The sequence below is a fragment of the Enterovibrio gelatinilyticus genome (assembly GCF_028683095.1).
Taxonomy (GTDB): Bacteria; Pseudomonadota; Gammaproteobacteria; order Enterobacterales; family Vibrionaceae; genus Enterovibrio; species Enterovibrio gelatinilyticus.
Genome location: NZ_JAJUBC010000005.1, coordinates 147,207 through 168,318, shown reverse-complemented (window position 1 = coordinate 168,318; position 21,112 = coordinate 147,207). Strand labels below are relative to the sequence as shown.

Annotated in this window: 18 protein-coding genes and 1 other RNA gene; 5 read left to right on the top strand and 14 right to left on the bottom strand. The window is 45.1% G+C overall.

Going from position 1 to position 21,112, the window contains the following annotated elements:
- Window positions 1–81: 81 nt before the first annotated feature.
- Both LRP50_RS06460 and LRP50_RS06455 read right to left on the bottom strand, forming a co-directional pair.
- A complete protein-coding gene (locus LRP50_RS06460) occupies window positions 82–600 on the bottom strand; it encodes an Hcp family type VI secretion system effector (protein WP_274163645.1) in 519 nt (172 codons plus the stop codon).
- A gap of 208 nt (window positions 601–808) precedes the next feature.
- On the bottom strand, window positions 809–1,732 hold the full coding sequence (locus LRP50_RS06455) for a hypothetical protein (protein ID WP_274163644.1): 924 nt from the start codon (window positions 1,730–1,732) through the stop codon (window positions 809–811).
- A gap of 186 nt (window positions 1,733–1,918) precedes the next feature.
- Between LRP50_RS06455 and LRP50_RS06450 the strand changes: the two genes are divergently transcribed.
- Both LRP50_RS06450 and LRP50_RS06445 read left to right on the top strand, forming a co-directional pair.
- The gene (locus LRP50_RS06450; RefSeq protein WP_274163643.1) at window positions 1,919–3,637 is read left to right on the top strand and encodes a class I SAM-dependent methyltransferase; all 1,719 of its coding nucleotides are present in this window, start codon (window positions 1,919–1,921) and stop codon (window positions 3,635–3,637) included.
- Window positions 3,638–3,783: 146 nt separating this feature from the next.
- On the top strand, window positions 3,784–4,470 hold the full coding sequence (locus tag LRP50_RS06445; protein ID WP_274163642.1) for an HNH endonuclease: 687 nt from the start codon (window positions 3,784–3,786) through the stop codon (window positions 4,468–4,470).
- A 206-nt stretch (window positions 4,471–4,676) separates the two neighbouring features.
- On the opposite strand, the gene LRP50_RS06440 is transcribed toward LRP50_RS06445, so the two are convergent.
- From LRP50_RS06440 to smpB, 8 genes are all read right to left on the bottom strand, one after another.
- Complete coding sequence (locus LRP50_RS06440) at window positions 4,677–5,633, bottom strand: hypothetical protein (protein ID WP_274163641.1); 957 nt, start codon at window positions 5,631–5,633, stop codon at window positions 4,677–4,679.
- Window positions 5,630–6,766 (bottom strand): DUF3696 domain-containing protein, encoded by a 1,137-nt coding sequence (locus LRP50_RS06435; RefSeq protein ID WP_274163640.1) that lies wholly within the window; start codon window positions 6,764–6,766, stop codon window positions 5,630–5,632. The genes LRP50_RS06440 and LRP50_RS06435 overlap by 4 nt, the downstream gene beginning before the upstream one ends.
- Window positions 6,759–8,708 (bottom strand): DUF262 domain-containing protein, encoded by a 1,950-nt coding sequence (locus LRP50_RS06430; RefSeq protein ID WP_274163639.1) that lies wholly within the window; start codon window positions 8,706–8,708, stop codon window positions 6,759–6,761. The genes LRP50_RS06435 and LRP50_RS06430 overlap by 8 nt, the downstream gene beginning before the upstream one ends.
- A gap of 123 nt (window positions 8,709–8,831) precedes the next feature.
- Window positions 8,832–9,953, bottom strand: a complete 1,122-nt coding sequence (locus LRP50_RS06425; RefSeq protein ID WP_274163638.1) for a DNA cytosine methyltransferase — start codon at window positions 9,951–9,953, stop codon at window positions 8,832–8,834.
- Window positions 9,954–10,056: 103 nt separating this feature from the next.
- On the bottom strand, window positions 10,057–11,373 hold the full coding sequence (locus LRP50_RS06420) for a type II toxin-antitoxin system HipA family toxin (RefSeq protein WP_274163637.1): 1,317 nt from the start codon (window positions 11,371–11,373) through the stop codon (window positions 10,057–10,059).
- Window positions 11,373–11,618, bottom strand: a complete 246-nt coding sequence (gene hipB / locus LRP50_RS06415) for a type II toxin-antitoxin system antitoxin HipB (RefSeq protein ID WP_028023751.1) — start codon at window positions 11,616–11,618, stop codon at window positions 11,373–11,375. Before hipB ends, LRP50_RS06420 begins: the two co-directional genes overlap by 1 nt.
- A 230-nt stretch (window positions 11,619–11,848) precedes the next feature.
- Window positions 11,849–12,216: a transfer-messenger RNA gene (ssrA, locus tag LRP50_RS06410) on the bottom strand.
- A 49-nt stretch (window positions 12,217–12,265) separates the two neighbouring features.
- Window positions 12,266–12,751, bottom strand: coding sequence for an SsrA-binding protein SmpB (gene smpB, locus LRP50_RS06405; protein WP_274163636.1), 486 nt, complete (start codon window positions 12,749–12,751; stop codon window positions 12,266–12,268).
- A gap of 192 nt (window positions 12,752–12,943) precedes the next feature.
- Here smpB and LRP50_RS06400 point away from each other — a divergent pair, with 192 nt between their 5' ends.
- Together LRP50_RS06400 and LRP50_RS06395 are read left to right on the top strand one after the other, a co-directional pair.
- Window positions 12,944–13,375, top strand: a complete 432-nt coding sequence (locus LRP50_RS06400; protein ID WP_274163635.1) for an SRPBCC family protein — start codon at window positions 12,944–12,946, stop codon at window positions 13,373–13,375.
- Window positions 13,368–13,715, top strand: coding sequence for an RnfH family protein (locus LRP50_RS06395; protein WP_274163634.1), 348 nt, complete (start codon window positions 13,368–13,370; stop codon window positions 13,713–13,715). The genes LRP50_RS06400 and LRP50_RS06395 overlap by 8 nt, the downstream gene beginning before the upstream one ends.
- Before the next feature lie 90 nt (window positions 13,716–13,805).
- Here the strand turns inward: LRP50_RS06395 and LRP50_RS06390 are convergent, their stop codons facing one another.
- The 4 genes from LRP50_RS06390 to LRP50_RS06375 all read right to left on the bottom strand — a co-directional run bounded on the left by LRP50_RS06390 (window position 13,806) and on the right by LRP50_RS06375 (window position 19,604).
- On the bottom strand, window positions 13,806–16,868 hold the full coding sequence (locus tag LRP50_RS06390; RefSeq protein WP_274163633.1) for a M66 family metalloprotease: 3,063 nt from the start codon (window positions 16,866–16,868) through the stop codon (window positions 13,806–13,808).
- Between the two features lie 193 nt (window positions 16,869–17,061).
- Window positions 17,062–17,898 carry a polyphosphate kinase 2 gene (gene ppk2, locus LRP50_RS06385; RefSeq protein ID WP_274163632.1) on the bottom strand — a complete coding sequence of 279 codons (837 nt, stop codon included), beginning with the start codon at window positions 17,896–17,898 and terminating at the stop codon, window positions 17,062–17,064.
- Window positions 17,899–18,083: 185 nt separating this feature from the next.
- Window positions 18,084–18,818 (bottom strand): copper homeostasis protein CutC, encoded by a 735-nt coding sequence (locus LRP50_RS06380; protein WP_274163631.1) that lies wholly within the window; start codon window positions 18,816–18,818, stop codon window positions 18,084–18,086.
- Window positions 18,819–19,001: 183 nt separating this feature from the next.
- Complete coding sequence (locus tag LRP50_RS06375) at window positions 19,002–19,604, bottom strand: peroxiredoxin C (RefSeq protein ID WP_274163630.1); 603 nt, start codon at window positions 19,602–19,604, stop codon at window positions 19,002–19,004.
- 128 nt (window positions 19,605–19,732) lie between these two features.
- Here LRP50_RS06375 and LRP50_RS06370 point away from each other — a divergent pair, with 128 nt between their 5' ends.
- Window positions 19,733–20,629: a hydrogen peroxide-inducible genes activator gene (locus LRP50_RS06370; protein ID WP_274163629.1), complete on the top strand. Its 897-nt coding sequence runs from the start codon at window positions 19,733–19,735 to the stop codon at window positions 20,627–20,629.
- The last annotated feature ends 483 nt before the right edge of the window (window positions 20,630–21,112 follow it).

Here is a 21,112-nt window from a genome sequence, read left to right as displayed (position 1 = left end):
GGGCGGGTTGGTTGCAAAAGGTGTCAGTGAGCGGTTGACAAAAAACGTGTGTTAACGCGCTCTACCTTTTGCCAAAAAGCTTTACGCTTCAATTGGCGCACGCCAGTCATCAGCACCTGATGTACCTGCGACTGTGTGTTCCCAGTCAATCTTGCGGTATGCCACAGACACCGTCACCAGTTGGGTGAACTCTTTCTTACCCGCGTCCTGACAATGCGGCATTTGGCAATCGATATCGATGATGGTGCCGTCAGTCAAAATGGTCGAGAAGAAGTGCTCTTGCTTACCTTCTACTGAGGTGCGGTACCATTTTAGTTCAATCTTTGGCAGCATTTCGCCTGACGCCAGTGAGTTGTACATCAGCGGCACGGCTTTGTTCAGCGCTACAGTGAACTTGAACGGCTTATGTACACGTTGGCCTGAAGGCTGACCGCTTTGTGGGTCAGTGGGTACTGTCACAATGTGGTCAAACGCTTGAACCAGCATTTGGTCTTCGTGGCCTTCAACATAAATGTTACCCACAGAATCAGCAGTAAATGCACCAGCAGTGATGTTGCCCTGAGTTTTGCCTTCGATGGCGATATAACAAGGAGTTGGCATCGTAATGTCCTTTTAGATTGCGATAAGAAGAACACATAACTAATCACAATTCGTGCCATTATCATTATTCAATAAATACAGAGGCTTATGTTGATTGATTTATCGACGGGGCGAAAAGTTACCCGCTTTTTAGGCGAGAAATGGCCCAGTGAGCGAAAAATTGCTCAAAAAATATGGGATGAGTGATAAAGAAAGCTTTGGGTTTGGGTTATCTCATGATGACAAGCTTGCCGTCGATATAAGAAAACAGTGGGTTATAGGTGATGTAGCTCTCTTCCTCTTTTTTACCGATCCGAAGTGGAGACTGACCGTCGGGATCTTCCAGCCGAAACAAGCGTCCATTCTTGTAGCTGACAAAGTCATACAAGCTCCAATCAATGGGTAAGGCTTCGTAACCGTCTGCAAAGTCTTGCTTGAAGCCGAAAGACTGCCAGTACTCATCAGCAGAATAACCTATCGATAAGCCATGTTCACGCATCGCAATTTCGCTTTCAGCACCCAAAGCATCAGCGTCTTTTTGGGATAACAGTGCCCAAAGTGCCAGATAGCGATCTCTCAGTTTCTGGAGATTGTTCTGGCTGAGTGTGTATGGCTCTGAGGTTGTCCATGACCAGTTGGGTAGGCCAGCAGCGACAAACGTACGTTTCACCTCGTAGAGCACCGAGCCTTCGACGGTGCCTTCTTCTACGGTTCCCAGTAATTTTGTCCCGCTGTAGTGTGGTGTATTCAAGCCAGTCGCACGATTGTTGTCATTCACTGTCGCTAAAACGGGGATACTATCCTGCTCATCTTTGGTGCCATATGGGACAACAGAGAACTCGCACTTCGCATCACTAACAAAATCGAGGTTCTGCGGTGCGGTAACAGAGGCAACTTTAATTGAAAGCGTGTTGAGCCCATTTTCGAGAATTGCAGTTATATCGTAACCCGCAGAAGCAGTACCTGAAGATGTCATTAGATTGTCCAACACACTCAAGCCGTTGACATAGGAAAAGCAGTAGGCACTTGTGGATTTGAACACTGCGTTATAGCGAGTGACGTTATCTGCGGCTGAAGTGCCATTTGTCAGCAGTAACGAAAAGAAACAAGCGCTCATGTATGGTGTTTGTTTAAGAGAAAACCTGATAGTCATAATCCATTAATCTTAGGCTTTGGGTGTTTTAGCCTATCAATATTATAAGCCGTTGAACTGTCTTATTTGTGCACTCGTTCACTGAGTGATGGGCGTGTCTAACCACCATCGCGTTTTCATTCAATTCGCCGTGCATAAAAGTCCGTACACAGTACAATTGATACACCACTCATATTATCCCAAGCCATGAACCGGACGATTCAGCACTACCATACCCATGCACAAACACTTGATGCCCAATATCAACAAGTGACCTTTGAACAGGTTCATGACAGTTGGCGTCTATATTGGCCTGAAGGCAACGATCGCACCTGCAAAGTGTTGGATGTGGGGGCTGGCAATGGCGGAGATGCGGCATGGTTTGCCAAGCGTGGCTGTGATGTTTACGCCGTTGAACCTGCCGATGCGTTTCGTGCCATTGGCGAAGCGCGTACACAGTCACTTCCTGTGACCTGGCTTTCCGATACTTTGCCTGAATTGAAGGTGGTGAATCAGCTCAGCCTCCGCTTTGACTGCATTTTACTGTCAGCGGTTTGGATGCACATCGCACCCAGTGATAGAGCCCGCGCCTTTCGAAAACTCGCCAACGTATTAGCGCCCAATGGCCGATTGGTGATCACGCTTCGTCACGGCAGTTTTGATGATGCAAGAACCGCACATGCTGTGTCTGTTGAAGAAATCGAGCAATACGCCAAAGACCATGCGCTGCAAGTGCGCTTGAAAACCGATGTGCAGGCCGACTCCCTTGGGCGTGACTGCGTGAAGTGGCAGACCGTCGTGCTCACGCTGCCGGACGATGGCTCTGGCGATTTGCTTACCGTGCGTCATGTGATCGTGAATGACAGTAAAGCCGCGACATACAAATTGGCCTTGTTGCGTACACTGCTGCGCATCGCCGATGCACACCCTGGCGCCTTGGTCGATCGCACCGACAAGCACGTCGCCATTCCATTAGGGTTGGTGGCACTTTATTGGATGCGACAATACAAACGCCTGCTTGATACCGACGCAGGCAACGGCATGGGCATTCAGCAAAACAGTGACCCAAACAAAGGGCTGAGCTTTGTCAAAGACGCAGGGTGGGGGAAACTCAAAGGCCTTGCGGCTGATGATTTAGCGATAGGCGCATTTTTCTCTGGCGAAGAGGCGCTTGCGCTGCAAAAAGCGATTCGCGACACCATCACAACGTTGAAATCTGGCCCTGTGAAATTCACCTACCGCAGTGACATCACCAAACCGCTGTTCGCCATGGAGCGAAATAAAACCCAAACGCGCTCAAGCTTTGTTATCGACAGCGAGTTTCTCAGTAGCTTTGGGATATTCACGCTCGAAGAGAGCCTGTGGGATTGTTTAAGGCTGTATGCAAGCTGGATTGAACCGCTGGTGGTGAACCAGTGGATAGCGGAAATGCGCCGTTACGAACTGAACCAACAACGCGCTATTTCGCTGCAAACCTATCATGATTGTTTAGCGTGGATTGATGCCAGCCACGACACGCGTAACGTGCGAAAGCGCATTGAATCGCTGCGTGAAAACCAACATCAAATCGTCAGTGTGTGGAGCAACACCAAACTCAACGACAAATACCATGTCGACCATTGCCTGCCATTCGCTTATTGGCCGAATAACGACATGTGGAACCTCTTCCCCACTACTGAAAAAGAAAACCTTACCAAACTCAACCGCGTGCCTTCCAAGCAACGCTTAGAAAGCGCGAAAACCCGAATACTCGATTTTTGGCAACTGGCATGGGAAAGCGAACACGATCAAACCCGCTTTTTCAGCGAAGCCGTGCTGTCACTCCCCAATATCAGCACCAACGAAAGAGACTTCGATGCCGTGTTTGATGCCATTCAGTTACAGGTGGCAGGCGTTAAGAGCCGGTTGCTGGTGGGGGAGTGGTGAGTAAAAAAACGATCTTACTTTTGGATGATTTGTGGTCAGTTCATTGATGTTTTTTAAATGCCGATCGCGATATGAGACTTTAGGCGTATCCGCCTTACTGATACCACTATAAATTAATGCGAGTATCAGTAACGTGTTGTAAATGAATGAAAACCAAGTGGAGCCATGAAGAGCTTTCTGCTTCTGTTGAGGCCTATCTAGACCTACAACAAAAAGAAAAAAATGGCGAAAAACCCATAAAAACTCATTTCTATCGCAAACTTGCGGAAAAGTACGGGCGAACCGAGAACTCATTTTCTTATCGTTTTCACAATATTTCGTATGTTCTTGATCAGATGGGACTGCCTTGGGTGGGTGGTTTAAAACCATTGAAAAATGTAGGTAAGAACGCCTTAAAAGAAATTGAAGAAATAATTTGGAAGAAACTGCCTCAACAAGGGCAAGTTCAAGAGGGTGACTGGAGCGTAGTCCTAGGCAAGTATGTCATTGGCGAAAAACCTAAGGGCGTAAAAAAACCGAAAGCGACCGAAGCTAAAACCTCCGTTTATGAGCGCAGCCGTGAAGTAAAAGGCTGGGTACTAGCGCAAGCGAAAGGGCTATGTGAATGCTGTGGCGCAGAGGCCCCTTTCATCAAAGAGAATGGAGAGCCTTACTTAGAAGTGCATCATGTTGTAAGACTCTCTGAAGGCGGTTCGGATACTGTTGAAAATACCGTCGCACTTTGCCCAAACTGTCATAGGGAATTGCATTTTGGCGACAGCAAGCAAGACCGCAGTAAGTGGCTTTATCAGGTAGTACCGAGATTGGTCAGAGAGGTAATTGAAGAAACTTAGTTTATGATAATTTGATTGGCCACCGACTCAGTAAAAAACGCTTTTTGACACTTGTTCGCGCGCTTTTCATTTTCCACAGGCGAAATCGAACGTTAATACCGCTGAGGGACTATAAAAACCTTCCTGCTAGCTATAATGTTATAATGTCTAACTCGAGTGTGGTTATTAAGACGGACGGTACTCAGCATACTTAACTATGATTAAAATTATGAATTCCCTCGTCTCTTGATTTTTTTTCTTTTGGTTTTTATTGGAGCATATCTATCTTTAGAATTTTGTATAGTGATGTGAGGGCCAATAGCAGCTACTGCTATTCTAAATTTATCTCCACCAATGGGGAAAAATCCAAAATAGATACGCTTGTGATTATGACTTCCATCGCCTTTTAGATTTCTCTCCGACGGTTTGAGGTGATACTGACACCCTAGCTTAGGATAGTTATTACCATTGTGGTTGAAATTAAACTTGAAATTTTCGTGAGAATAACCTTCAGGTGTGCATGCATATCGTGCTTTAGTTGCGATATCTGCTAAGTGACTATTAATATTATTTCCTGATACTGGGCTTAAAGCGTTTAGGGCTCGCAAACACTGAGTTATTGCTATTGAGTAATTACAAAATCCATCAGGTACTCGGTTTAGAGTTGAACTGCAATCTTCATGATAAAGGATATTTTTGAAATGGCTGGTTGCCCTGGAGTAATAATTTTCATTATTAATAGGGAACTTCCCAAGAATATCCTCGTAGAATAACGAAAAATCCGTTATTGTTTTGAAACTAGAGTAACCTGATATCAATACTTTTGGAGCATAGATGGTGCAGCACAGTGCGCTAACCTCATCTGGTTTAGCTGCTAGTTGTAGGAGCTCTTTACTTGTGTACTTTTTGTCGAATCCACGTAAATAGTTTCGCTCTAATTGAGATCTAAAAGCAATGATATTTTGCTTGTCTTTACCGAAGGAGAAGTTATTGAATTGCTCTTCTAACGATAGCCCAAAATATTTATTCTTAAGAATATCTGTTGCTATTGATAACGAAGTACCATGCTGTTCGAATTGCCCTTGCAAAGATTTGATTTTCTCAAATTGATTTTTTAGTTGGAGGAAATCATTAAAATTTTGGAAATCAAAGCTGAAATTAGAAATGCCAATTATAGTTTTCATTGTTCTTGACCGCTCATTAAAATATCCATATCAATGAGTTGCTGGTCAAAAAATTGTTCAGGCCAATCAGATAATTCGCCTTGCTCTGTAACTGTAATAGGTAACGCTTTGCTACACTGCTCCTCAATGTCTGCAATTATTTGATAAATCCTAATTTTACCACAATCTACTTTTTCTAATCTTGGCATTATGCGTATACCGTTAATCAAGTGATCACTGTGTGTTTCTACAATAACTTGAACTCCCGCTTCAGCAGTCAAAGCTATTAAGCGACCTAAATAACTTTGCCCTCTTGGATGAAGGTGGGCTTCTGGATTTTCTATAATGACTAAACCACCTTTACGGGTATACAGCAAAGCAGTAACTATTGAAAGAGCATAACTCACACCAAAACCAACGTTATGGGGCTTTAACGACTTATTTCCATTTTGCTCAAAAACATTAACAGCAGTGGATGCTTCCGCAAAAAGCTTTGACGTTAAAGACATACCAGGACTGATTTCTTTCAACCATGCATCAATTTGTTTAACCAAAGAAACTTGTACTTCTTTAGGGTGTAGTCTAGGGTCATTGGATACTTCTTCCGAAGCATTAACACCACCAACAAACAAACGTTGTGATCTGCCAGCGCGAGATAGAAGCTCTGAAGTAAACTCGCCTTTTGCACCTAGCCAATCATTGTGAAATCCCCCAGACTTTGATAATTCATAGTTATTTCTTGGTCCGTAGCGCTCTGCTTGTAGAAATTGTAAGTTTTCTAATATCTTGCGTATTGATTGTTGCGACTCAGTTGAGGGAGGATTAAGAGCTGATAAATGTTTATTTGATTCATTGTCTTGCTCATCGAGATCTCGATAACCCCAAGACATTACATGTGAGTCAATCTCCAACTCAACCTTCAAGTTGGATTTAGAAGCATTTTGATGATGGACATCATCAAGATACCCTAATTCAACAAGATCACCATTTAACGCAAGGTTATCTCCAAAATATGATTGTATTGCCAGAGATATTGCTTGAATAGCAGTACTTTTACCTACAGAGTTATTTCCACAAAATACAGTCAAGTCAGAAAACTCGAACTCTTCATCTTTATAGGCTTTGAAGTTGTATAAATTTAACTTATTAATCATTTTTGTCACCTAGTACTGGGATTACACTTGCCTCTATACCTGTGGATTCTTTTAATATGTTTTTAAATGCTTCGAACCTATATAGTATTGTTGGTCTTTTCCCCGTTGATGAAGAAATCGAATACATAAAGCCACGATTTGCACTTTGATATTTCTCAGACTCCCAGCTGGCATATTCAATTGAGTCTGTTTCAATAGCATCATATAAGAGATTGATTATCTCATCTGAATGCGATTTTACTTGCTCACGTTGTTCGTTAGATAAACAAGAAAAAATAGTAACAACCACTTCAAAAAGAGGTTTGCTGATAGGGGCAGATTTGCCTGCCTCCATACTCTTCTTAAAAGCTAAGCCATCAAAGACTTCATGAGCTAAGCTCAAGCCTTTTTTAAATTTCTCCTCTAAAGTAAAGAATAATGGATCACTGCTCTCTGAAATATATGATAGCCCATCGTCAATTGACTCTGAATTGCCTATTTCAAGTTTACTATGGTTTAGTTTTTTCATTGCTGACGACAAGAAGTCACTATAAGTTTTGTAAGAAAAACCTTGATAGCCTAGAGTTATATAAGACAATGCTGAAAGACATAACTCCATGTCTTTTTGTCTTTGTGGGCTAACTTTACCATTAGTGGATTCTATAAATTCATTGCTCGATGATAAATGACGCAAGAATGTAACACTAGAGCCTTGATACATTGCTGAACGTATCTCTTGCTCACTAAGCTTTACTCCATAAGTATTTATGCGATGGAATAACTCTACTATTAGGTTATCCTTATCCGACTCCGCATCAATAACATGCGCTGTAATCTGATACTCCCTGATTTTCCTTTTATCTAGTCTTGAAAGTTCACTGAATAGTTTTCCATTATAACTATTGTCTAAACCTTCCAATTTATCTAGCTTGAAGTGATCTTTCATGAAATCAAATACAGTAGTAATGCGTTGGAGACCATCAACCACAATCCAGTCACCACCTTTTTTCTCTGCAAAATAAAATGCAGGGAGTGGCAGGCCCATTAAAATTGACTCAATAAGCTTAGATCTTTTTTCCATTGACCATATGCGATCTTGACGTTGAAAATCAGGTTGAAGTTCAATTTCATCAAAGCTTAGTCGCTCATATATTAAAGTAAGAACAGGGGTTATATGGCGTATCCGTAGTCCATTATTACTACTTTCCTCTGAGATGCTAGATATCTCTCTTGGTTCATCATCTGACGTATTCTCGTTTTCCACTCCAGTGAAAGTTTCATCCTCAATTAGATCTTCAACTGATTTGACATTTAGGCGCTTAGCTACCTCGACTGACACGCCTGAAAAAACTTGAAGTTCATTCTTTAGGGTTACTATTGAATTATTAACCTCATCTTGCAGGTTCATTAAACTCTTGGTTATTAATTCAATCTCTTTCCCAATAGAAACATAAGAAGATTCATTTTCGATACGGTTTTGAATTGATTCTAGTTTCCCTAGTATCTTACTTTGCCGTTCGGATATTTTCTGATTACTAAGAGAGAAGTAATTGTCAATTTTCGACAATACCAAACTTAAGTCATCACCAGTGACTTCTGATAAAGTACCAAGTGTATGTGTCGACTTAGATCTTAAAAGTATGTGCTTTTTACCTTTGTAGCGAAAGTGTTGAATGTAAGGTAAATGTGACAATACAGTTTCAGGTTGATTTCGGCTGCTTCCACTACCATACAACGCTTGGTCAACATTACTAAAACCTTTATAAACTAAGTCAGACCAAATCGCTTCTAGCTCCCAAAAAAAGCGCGCATTCCCTTCTTCGCTTGGGTTAGACGATACGAAATATTTTTTTTCTTCGTGGACGATTTTTGTTATATAAATAGGACCAGTCTTTGAATTTAGAGACTGAAGTTGTTTGCCAACGAGTTGTTCTATATCAGATAAAACATCTTTGAAGTGCATGAGTTAAACCTAGTATGGGTAGGGTTTATTTTTGGTAAGTTTACCACGCACCTGCTTCTATGTAATAGAAAGCTTGATAAGTTTGAGAAACGTTTAGAAAAAGGAGCTTATAAGCTCCTACTTCTACAGCGACTTTAGGTAAGCTAGAATCGTTTTTGCAAGTCCTTCTGAAGCCAAGTATGGCACGCCATTACCGATGGTTTTGAACATGTCTGAAAGAGTCATAGTTGGAGGGAGGCAAAACTCTTTCGGTAATGATTGAATTGCTAAGGACTCAGCTGCACTTATACGCCTGTCTTTATAAGGGTGGAGGTGTACTTCATTGTTACCGTACGCAGCAGTTGGTGAGTAACGCCACCTATGTAATCGTTTGAATGATTTTTTACTGTCGTCCCCTTCTAAAATCGTTTGGAATCGATGCATGGATTGGGGTTTGAAGTGATGCGTCGAGTTTGGGTGATTATATACATCATTTTTCTCGAACCAATGCTCAACAGTAAGCTCATGAATTGAAACTAGCGACTCCGGACAATCTTTTTTAGAGTCTTGTGAGTATGTTTCATGTCCCGGCCACATACTTTTACTAAGTACAGTGTTTCTATCGAATCTAATATTTGCTTTCCAGTCAAAAGTGGCTTCTAACGTTGTTGCATCGATGTCACCTGAACGAGATTTATGAATGCCAAAGAGCAAGATACGATCTCTATCTTGTGGCACACCATACTCTATACAGTTAGTTAATCGGTCAGTCAGAATGTAGCCTTCGTTCTCCAGCCGTACTTTCATTTCATCATAAAAGGCACGGTGTTTAACTGTCCGCCAAAGCCCCTTTACATTTTCAAACAAGAAGAAGTCTGGTTTGTTTTGTACAATAGCTTCGACATAAACACGGCTTAGTTTACCATTTTCACCTTCAGAGCCTTTGTTTTTACCAGCAACAGAGAAATCTGGGCATGGTGGGCCTCCGATAAAACCAACTAACGAATCATTCTTAGCATCTTCAACACACGCACTCAACTCAGCTGCTCTATCACCTGTTACAAAGTCATCAATACTGCCTAGGAAGTGGCCGTATTTGGGTTCTGGCAATTCCATTGTTTTTCTTGAGTATTTATATGCTTCCAGAAAGGGTTTGTGGAACTCGTTAACGAAACGGACATCAAAGCCGACACGCTCGAAGCCTAAATCTAGAAAGCCACTACCAGAAAAAAATGAAAAAATAATTGGTTGTTTTTGAGCTGACAAATGGGAGCCTTTCTTAATTTAAGAGCAAATGATGACAAAGGTCGAGATGATACACGATCATGTTGTATCCCGACATAGCCCTCTTCATGATAAACTCGCGAAACTATTGCGCCAAATAAACCCGCCCCACCATCTTCAACGACTGCTCAAAAATCACCATCGAAACATGCTCCGGAAATGCTTCTGGAAGTTGCTGTTTGACCTGCTTGATAGCGGAAGGAAGTTGTTTGGCAAACTCATCCAAGATCGCCTGCATTCTCTGCGTACTAAATCCCACCTCTTTGGCGGTTGCCAAAAAATGGCGAGCAAATATCTTATCGAGTTTGTACTTTCTTCCTTTGTTGGCTTTTAGCCCCATGGCCAATTTGAGCGAACGTAGGTGCAGCCCTTTGCCACCTAAGATGGGGTAAGCAGAAAGAATGTCGTAGAAAGGAGTGAGTTGATAACTGCCGCCTGCACCAAGGAAAATCGAGAAGTTTTTCGCATGACCATCTGTTGCACCGATAATCCATTGGAATACCTGAAAGCGCATGAAGGCATCGCGATCTTCCAGTGCATTGCTTGAGCCTAGAAGTAGCTTCATGATGTCTTTAATTCCCACACCACCGTCGCTTTCATATTTGATGGCCGAAGGTTTACCAAAGGCTTGGCACATGTCTTCTTGTGGCAGGCGTAATAGCCAAGCTTCGTCTTTTGACCAACGTCTGTCGAAGCGCTCGACGGCAAGGGCTTTGATGTCGTTACAGTGAATGATCTCTGCGTTGGGCACGTTAAGACCGAGCGCTTTGGCGAGAAGCAGGCAGAGATATTCATTTTCGACGCTGTCACTCATATCAAGTGTGGCGTCGGGCTGTTTTATCTTGCCAATAGGTAGCTTGATGATATGCGTCGTTGGTGTTGCGTTTTTAGGGATACACCAATCATTCCCCAGCTTTAAAAGTGCGGTCTTTTCTTGTGCGCCAGCGACGGAAATACGGAAATCGTCTTCATCACTAAGCATCCCTAGAGGGATGTTCGCCTTGTAGGCACTGAGGACTTTTTCCAAACGTTCATTGGTGAGAACGTCATACTCCAGTTGCTTAAACGTGGGGGTGTCTTCATTGGGGTCATAGAGCGCGATGGCCCCAACACTGTCCTTGCCGACCTGTTTCAACAAATCGAAGGCTTGCCGTGAATCGGCTTGATAGCGCGCAACAATACGATCTCGAATTTCGTTGAGGTCGGGCAGCAGGTTATCGAAGTAGTTGATGACGTGGCTGGAAGCGTGCTTTTGATATTGAAGTGGTAAGGAAAGTGACAGCGGCCTACCTTTAGGGTTTTCAATCCATTGTGCATCGTACTGAAATTCATGTGCGCCGTTCGACAGCTTCATGAATTCACCAACACGCTCTCCGTTCATGTAGGCCACTAACGTTTCCATCACCATACCTCTTCATCGGATTTTGCGATGGGGGTTTTCTCTTCCGAGAGTATGTCGATTTTCACACCGAGTGCTTGGATGATCTTAAACACGGTTTTGAGTTGTGTGGTGTCGGGGTTATTTTCAAAGTTGGATAACGTAGCCTGTTTCAAACCAACACGTTGGGCCAGCTCTGCTTGAGTGAGCTTGTGCTTAGTGCGAAGTAGCTTTAAATGGTTTGCTAACTGTTGCGGGCTATAAATCATCACAACCGCTCCTATAAGGAAATATCCCTTTAAAGGGATATTGTATTAATTATCCCTTACACGTTATATTCAAAGCTATATCCCTTGCAGGGTATATGCAATGTAATATACCTTACTGCGGATAATTTAATATGGTAAGTGTGAGGGATTAATCAAAAACGGCTTGATTCAGGGCGGGACACGGACAATAAAAAAGGCCAACCCTTTCAGGTTGGCCTTTTCCAATCGATTGGTGGAGCTGGCGGGAGTTGAACCCGCGTCCAAAATCAGTCTAACTAATGGCGCTACATGCTTAGTCTATCTTTGTTCTCGTCAGTGTGCTGCGAATAGACACGCTACAAAAAGACATACCAGAATTCTATTTCGCGGTTCAGCTCTCTAGTCAAAGCATCCCTCGCTATCTCGTTTGGGTTTGAACTTCTATGATTCCCCGTCTTACAAGCGGAAGCTAGGGTAGAAGTGCGCTAGCAGGTTATTAAGCTGCTAGTGCGTAGTTTTCGTCGTTTGCGACTATTTTTTTGCGGCTTTTTACGAGGCAAACCGCCCCTCGGCATGCTCCACGAGCCTTCTTGATCCTGTCGAATCCTGAATCAGCCCCGGAATTTTTATGACGCAGATACTAGCATAAAGCTCTGCTGCGTCAATGATTATCTGGCTGAAGCCTTCATGATTCGCGCTTTATCGCGCTGCCAATCGCGATCTTTCGATGCATCGCGTTTGTCATGAAGCTTTTTACCTTTTGCCAGACCAATCTTAAGTTTAGCCCATGACTGTTTCCAGTACATAGACAGCGCGATAACCGTGTAACCTTCTCGGTTCACTTTGCCGATTAATGTGTCGAGTTCACGACGCTTAAGCAGCAGTTTTCGCACGCGTGTTGGGTCGGCAACTACGTGAGTAGAAGCAACGTTAAGTGGCGTGATTGTCGCACCGGACATGAAAGCTTCACCATCGCGGAAGAACACGTAGCTCTCACTGATATTGACCTTGCCTGCACGGAGGGCTTTCACTTCCCATCCTTGTAGCTCTAGCCCGACTTCTACATCGTCTTCGATGAAGTATTCGTGGCGAGCTTGGCGGTTCTGAGCAATTGTATTGCTGCCCGCTTTATTCTTTGAATTTTTCTTTACCATAATGGACGCATTATACGTAGTGGTAGAGAAGGACGATATAGTTTTTATGGGATTTTTAGAATCAAGCCCGTTGTGCTCACGTTCTAAGCGGTTTCTGGGTGTCTCTCAGGGGCTATCTCCTGCATTTTGAAGACGTTTGGGTAAAATTAAGGTCCAATGATATGATGTTGGCATCGACGTAGAGGAGTTGGTATGCCGCGTATTACCCGTTCAGCACTCGTGCCGTTTAGTGCAGAGCAGATGTTTAAGTTAGTGAATGATGTTGAAGCTTACCCGGCGTTTTTGCCTGGGTGCTCCGGTTCACGTGTGTTAGAAGCCAGTGACATTGCCATGACAGCGTCGGTGGATGTGGCGAAAGCGGGCATCCGTAAAACGTTTACTACCCGTAATGAGCTCGTGAATGGGCAAGCCATTAAGATGGAGCTGGTCGACGGCCCGTTCCGTAAGTTGGTGGGCGGTTGGCATTTTACGTCGCTAGATGTTGATGCCTGCAAGATTGAGCTGAATCTGGATTTTGAGTTCACCAATGGTTTGGTGGAAATGGCCTTCGGTAAGGTGTTTAACGAGTTAACGTTGAACATGGTGAAAGCGTTTACTGATCGTGCGAGAGTCGTTTATGAGTGATAAGTTGCTTCATATTGAAGTGATGTATGCGTTGCCCAATGAGCAGCGTGTGTTTAAAGCCATCGTAACGCCTGATATGCATGTGGAAGACATTATCCGTCATTCGGGGGTATTAGATGTTTACCCTGAAATCGACCTAAAGAAGAACAAGGTCGGCGTGTTTAGCCGCTTGGTGAAGCTTGATGCGTTAGTACACGATGGTGATCGCATTGAGATTTATCGCCCTTTGGTGGCTGATCCCAAAGAGATTCGCCGCCGCCGCGCAGAGCGTATGAAAGCGGAAGGAAAGTCTGACCCTGTCACGGGGGGTAAAGTGAATCCGCAACGTAAAACGGATTAACAAACGCCGCAAATAGGGCGACAGTGAAAGATGAAAAAGCGGTGATCACTCACCGCTTTTTTGGTTTTATTCGCTGTGCGTTTTAATGATTTATAGTTTTGTCCATGCGTCTTGCCAGAAGGCTGAGGTAGCAGGGGCGTAACTTGCGCTGGCGCACCAACCTGAGTTAGGCCACGGTTTGCATTGGTATAATGCGTTATCTGCGCCGGTAACAATGTCACCTGCTTGGTAAGCGAAACCAGCCTGATAGGTTGGGTATTCGCCTGGCTCTGGTGGTGTGACTTCTGGGTCGGGATCTGGCGAACCGCAGCTATTGTCGTCGGTTTGCTTCCAAACGCCCCATTCTCCAGTCGTGCCCGGCTCTTCGCCTTGTGTCCACCAACCTGCTTTCCAAACATGACCGTTGTGCGTGACTTTGTCGTCACCGATGTAAACGGCACCGCGCTGCCAAGGGCTTAGGCACACTTCACTCGCTTCTACGGTGATCGTACGTTCTACGCTCACGGTCTGGCTTTCGCTGTCGGTCACTGAATAGATGAGTGAATAGCTGCCTGGAGTGAGTGTGTCGACGTGGCCTGTTACCTTGATGCTTGCAGTTATGTCGCCATCTTCTGCATCAAATGCGGTAACACCCGCGAGTGGGTCAAAGGCATCACCTTGCTGAACAGTAAGATGTTCTGCCCCTGAAAGCGTTGGTGCTTCGCCGATCTCTGTGGTGACAATACCAGCTTTTAACGTTGCAGTTGGCGCGACAATGTCCATGCTGTCTAGCAAGTTGTTGTTGCAGTAAAGCTCGGCACGATATGGCTGGCTGTCGGTTGCCACGTTAATGTGGAATCGGTTCATCAAGCCATCGTTTAAGCGACGGTTGTGCAAGTTAAAGGTGAGTGTGCCATCGTGTTGAGTCTGCACATCAATCTGGCAGGATGATGGCGTGAAGTTGTCTTCATACACTGAGCCGTATGCGCCGTTCAGTGCAGGGTAGAAGTAACTTGGCAAGATGTTCTGTGGGTCGTAATAGCCAACCAAGGTGGTCACGGCAACGCCTTGCTGGTGTGGAACGCGATCAACGGTGCGGTCAATGATGTTGCTATCGACTTGATTCCACTGGCCTGCTTCAAAGCGGAATGCATGTTGCTGACCATTGATGAGTAGCACAGAGCTGCCACCAAAGTGGATGTGTGAGTTGTAGCCTGCGCTAGAGCGGAATACAGCCACTTTACCTTCAAAGCTGACATCTTCTGGTAAGTAGAAATCTCTCGCCCAATAACCATTGCCAGTATTGAGTCGCACGGCGTCTGCGGTGGCAAACAGTTCATGGAATTGACGGCTGTTTTCATCGAAGTTATTGAGTTCGTTGTTACCGGTGACGACAACGATGTTAAAGGCCAAATCGTCGATGAGGGTATTTGCCCACGGCACCATGGTTTGGCTTTGTTTATCCCATTGGCTGAAACCGGTTGGTGACGCGGCGTCGAAATTGGCTTTGCTTTCCAATAGGGTCTGAAACACATTCAATTCATACGGTGTGTGCAGCGTATAGGCGTTGGCATCTGGGTGCAGAGGCCAACCGCCAGCCATGGTGCCTTTGCCAAAGCTGTGGCCTTCGAACGGTTGTGCGCATTCGCCGTCGTAACAGGTTGCACCGTTGGTGCGTGCTTTACTGAGGTTTGGTAGGAAAATGTTTTCGAACAGATCCCATCCCCATGTTGAGTTGATCTTGGTTGAGCTGTTGTGTACGGAGCCGGCAAAACCGCCCAAGTAGTGCGCCTCAGGGTGAACAGAGCCTATACCTGCGCCCAATTCATGGCCGACTTCGTGGCTGAATTCATTACCTGTTGAGCTGACAACGGACGCAACGCCCGAGTACGATCCCAGTAGGCCATGAGCAATCAGCCCATCGCTGTATTTGCCGATGGAGTTGTTTACTGTGATTTGTGCAGCGTGATAAGGCGCACTGATGTTCCATGCGGCGTGGTCGCGCACGTATGCACTGTTTACCCCATAGTTAGCGCTGTTGATACCTGCGGAAATCAGTTCACGCGCAATGCGGTAGTGAGAGTCACTGCCGTAGGCATCGGCTTTACTTGGGTCGACATCTATCAGCAAGCGACCATCCGGCAACATGATTTCTTCGAGGTGGATCGGTGCATAGGGGTTAACAATCAACTTACTGATTTGCAGGGATTGGAAGTAGTCGCGGTGAAGCTTCTTATCTTCCATGAATCGGAATTCACCACGAGGTGGCGTTAATAGGCCCACGTCGACAGTGTTAAGAATCAAGGTGGTGTTCGCCCCGACTTGAATGCCTTCAACGATGCCTTCGCTGCTACCAGCGGTAAACGTTAGGCTAAAACCGGGTTCAATCACTTCGGCAGGCAGCACCGTTGTATAGGCTTTGTCGCTATAGGCGAGATTGCCATAATCCACATCGGATTGTGCGTACCAAAGCCCGTCAACATTGTTATAAGTGATGCTGTTGCCATGGCTCAGTGTGTCAGCGCCATGAGTATATCGAATGGTGGAGTTGTAGCCTGCCTGCGAGGAGAAGGTGACGATTTTACCTGTGAATTCTTGGCCTTCTGGCAGAATGAATTCGTAAGCAAAGTTACCGTCGCTGGTGGCGACTTGAATCGTATCATGCTCGGTGAGCAGAGATTTGAAGGTGGTTTGTCCTTGTTCGCCAGCGATACTGCCGATGGTGTTGTTGGAGCGCAATGTGTGCGCGTACGAGTCAGGCACGACGATAGTCACGTCAGTTTCAATTTGCCCTGCTGGCTTTGGCTGCTCTGCAGGCGCTTGTAAAATGGCATGATGAACACGGTTACCTTGGCTGTCTTTAACCACAACAGAAATATCATTGCCGCTGATGCCATTCGTGCTGCTAGGTTCAAAGATCACCAGTGCTTTGCGTAATGACACCAAATGAGGCTGGCGATCACCGTCAATTTTATTGACGGTCGGCATGATGACACTTTGCGCTAGGCTAACATTGCCCGCGAGCGTTCCTTGTGTGTCTGAAGGCAGTGTTTTTTGGTTGAAATAGACGGTGTCTGAGGCTGTAGCGGGTGTCATCGTAGTGGCAAGCGCAACAGGGCTGCTTAACCCAGCAGTAATGGCTGAGATCAGGCAAGCAATATGCTTTTTATTCATGATGTTACTTATTGATTTGAGATTTTTCCGGAATATACATTGCAATGAATAAGTAGAGGTGCGTCACGTTTTTGGGTTTGAAGCAAGCGCACAAAATAATGAACAGAATTGACCGAAGATGGAAGGGCGTGCAAGAAAATGACTTTCATGAAAAAGGGCGGCTTTGCGCAGCCCAAGTGGTTGTCTGTTCGAATTATTTGTCGCTTGAGGCGATATCATTGGCAATGTCGGGCACGAAGCTTTGGCTCTCTAGTGGTACGCGTACATAACCTTTTTTGCTTATCTCCGGCAGTTCAATGTCATCATACTGAATGCTCTCGAAGGGAATGCTAGCGAGCAGGTGAGAAATACAATTGAGACGGGCTCGCTTTTTGTTGTCCGCATTCACTACCCACCAAGGCGACTCTTTGGTATCGGTGTGGGCAAACATACGATCTTTGGCTTCGCTGTAGGCGACCCAACGGCTGCGAGACTCTAAATCCATTGGGCTGAATTTCCAGCGTTTGATAGGCGTGTCGATACGTTCTTGGAAGCGCTTTTCTTGCTCTTCATCAGAAACCGAAAACCAGTACTTCAGCAAAATGATGCCAGAGCGTTGAAGCATGCGCTCAAACTCAGGGCAGGTGCGGAAGAATTCTTCATATTCATCATCACTGCAAAAGCCCATCACTTTTTCAACGCCAGCGCGGTTATACCAGCTGCGGTCGAAAAGCACGATCTCGCCAGCACCAGGTAGGTGGGAAATATAGCGTTGGAAGTACCATTGGCTGCGTTCTCGCTCACTGGGTTTATCCAAAGCGACAATACGGCAGACACGCGGGTTCAGCTTTTCAGTAATGCGTTTGATCACGCCGCCTTTACCTGCAGCATCGCGCCCTTCAAACACCACCACCACTTTCAACCCTTGATGCTTTACCCACTCTTGGAGTTTTACGAGTTCAGTTTGAAGGTTCACCAGTTTTCGCTCGTATGCGTCTTTACTGAGTTTACGTTTTTTCTGAGGGTGCTCTTGAGGGGGTGTTTTCGCCATTAGCCACTGCTCCTTGTGTCGGGAATACCTGTTCGCAATAGGTGCACAACGAACAGGCGTTGCTCACCCTAAGAAGGATGGGGGATCATTGCAATCCCCCGTCTGGAAAAGTGCGAGTTTGTCTTATACCCAGCTACGTCGATATACCAAACAACGTCAATATCGTGTTCAGCGAGATTGTGGGGCTATTTCAGCGCTAACACCGTTTGTTGGATGATGTCAGGGTTAGTCACGGTGATGTCGAAGTCGCTTTCACCATTACCCATGGTGGCTTTCTCATTGCGGTAAGTCATGAATGAAGATCGTGTAGTTTTGCCTGAAAGGTGAATCTCAGTTGCCCCCGTTTCTGTGATAATTCGTTTTGCATTATCAGGAGAAACCCCCGCACCAGGCATGATGCTGAGTCGGCCTTGGGTCAGTTGAACCATCTCTTTCAATGTTGAAATACCTTCGTCTGCGCGTTTGGCTAGGCCTGAGGTCAGCACACGCTCTACGCCATGAGACATGAGAAACTCAAGCGCATCAAAAGGGGCTGCGCAATGGTCGATGGCACGATGGAAGGTAATGCCCATACCTGAAGCAGCATGGATCATCGCTTTTACCGCCGCCTCATCGATTTTTCCGTCAGCGGCCAGTGCGCCAATAACGACACCGTTCAATCCGGCGTGCTTCGCGGTGTGTATGTCTTCGAGCATGATGTCGACATCATGGCTTGAATATAGAAAATCGCCTTCGCGTGGACGAATAATGGCATAAACCGGAATGGTGGCAACACGCGCCGCTTGCTTCATATAGCCAGCGCTGGCGGTTAATCCACCAGTGGCTAATGAGCTGCAAAGCTCAATACGCCCTGCGCCAGCAGTTTGTGCAATAGGAAGAGATTCAAGGCTATCGATACAGACTTCGATCAATACAGACATTACGCATTCCTCAATAAAAGACTGCGAACATCATCAGGGAGTTAGCGAAAAAAGAGAAGCGGGTAGGGTGTAAAATTTAGGTAAAAAAAGGGCCCGGTGGTCCGGGCCTCGTTTTTATATGCTGACTTTGGCTTTACGCTTACGCGTTAGGGGGAAACTGCGTGAAACAGTTAGCCAAAAATATTACAGGTCGTCAGAGTGCTCAGATAAGAACGCTGCTACACCTTTAGGTGATGCGTCCATACCTGCTTTGCCTTCTTCCCATTGTGCTGGGCAAACTTCACCGTTTTTCTGGTGGAAGTTCAATGCGTCAACCATGCGTAGCATCTCGTCGATGTTACGGCCTAGTGGAAGGTCGTTAACGACTTGGTGACGTACCAGACCGTCTTCGTCGATCAGGAATGAACCACGGAATGCAACGCCAGCTTCTGGGTGCTCAACATCGTAAGCTTTGCAGATTTCGTGCTTAACATCAGCAACCAGTGGGTATTTAACTTGACCGATACCGCCGTCTTCAACAGCAGTGTTACGCCATGCGTTGTGAGAGAATTGAGAATCGATTGAAACACCGATAACTTCAACGCCTTTCGCTTGGAAATCAGCGTGGCGCTTGTCAAAAGCGATCAGCTCAGAAGGACATACGAAAGTGAAATCCAATGGGTAGAAGAAAAGAACCGTTTTCTTACCTTTGGTGAACTCTTTCAGATTGAAGTTATCTACGATTTCACCATTGCCCAGTACTGCTGCTGCAGTAAAATCTGGGGCTTGACGGCCAACTAGTACCATTTCTCAGCTCCTAAATTGTGTGTTGTCAGGCGTTAACGCCTTAATTCATCTATGAACGGGACAAACTATAGTGGAACTGTTAGATTGGAAAAAGCGAATTTAATAGATTATTGCAATCGGAAAAATCGATGACAAAATTCCCTTCTCTCAAACAGCTCCATTATCTCGTGACACTGCATGAGACGCGTCACTTTGGTGAGGCGGCCAAACAGTGTTTCGTTAGCCAGTCTACACTAAGTTCCGGTATTCAGAACTTAGAAGATCTGATTGGTACTCAGCTTATTGAGCGCGATAACAAAACGCTGGTTTTTTCGAGTATCGGTGAAGACGTGGTTGTGCGAAGCCGAGAGATTTTGGCGCGTAGCCAAGATCTGATGGAGCTCACGCAAGTCAAAGAGCGCCCTATGCAGGGGAAGCTTCGCGTGGGATGTATTCCTACCATTGCACCGTTTTTATTGTGTGATTTGGTGTGCGCGGTGAACCAGCATTTTCCTGAGCTTGATTTGCTGTTGCGTGAAGACACCACTGTGAACTTGATGGCTGCCCTGAAAAGCGGAGAAATGGACGTGTTGATATTGGCACTGCCCGTAGACATTGGCGGTATGGAAAGCCGTGTTGTGGGGGCGGATGCATTCAAAATGGTTTTAAGCAAATCGCAGGCAGACAAGGTGAATGTTCCCATACGTTATGCTGATTTGCCCGATGAATCTGTTTTCTTGCTTGAGCGCGAGCACTGCTTGACGGATCACGCTGTGTCAGCCTGTCAGTTAACATCGACAGCCAAGATTAACCCCTTCTCTGCAACCAGTTTGCATACTCTGGTACAAATGGTCGCCAATGGCTTGGGGTCGACATTTATTCCGCAAATGGCCATTAAACACGGTTTGTTAGATAACCTTGGTCTTGTGGTTGTTGAACCGCCTGGTCGCAAAGCGTATCGAGACATTGGTTTGGTTTGGCGCCCTACATCGAGCCGAAAACCCACCTTCGAAGCATTGGCTGATTTGGTTAAAACCTTACTTTGACGCGTCATACCCCCCTTCTTTGTCTGCCAATTGACGATGATTTGTTGGTTGGCTACAAAGATCATCGTTATGTTAGCCATACGTTATCTGACCTAAAACGATAAAATTACCTCTCCTTTTTCTAGAATCTTTACCTCTCATTGCTTTTCTTCTCAACTTTGGTTGATTACTCGGCTTCGCCTTCATTAATTGGATGATTAATCTGTTTCATGGGCGGTAAGTCCGTGGCATTTCTGAAATTAAATTCTGTCGATATCGAGACATATTTTTTTAAGATTATTAAGCGGTTAGTGCCAACCATTGTTAGCGTATAACCTTGCAATGTATTGTTAACTTTTTGTTATAAAAAGAATTTATGCAAAGTCTCAGATCTGCTGCTACGTTTAAAACAGAGATTTTTGTTGAGTCGCTATAGTTGCCATTTGGTAATTTAATTTCGTAAGTGGTTACAAAAATGGCACTAAAGGATGAAATGATCACAAA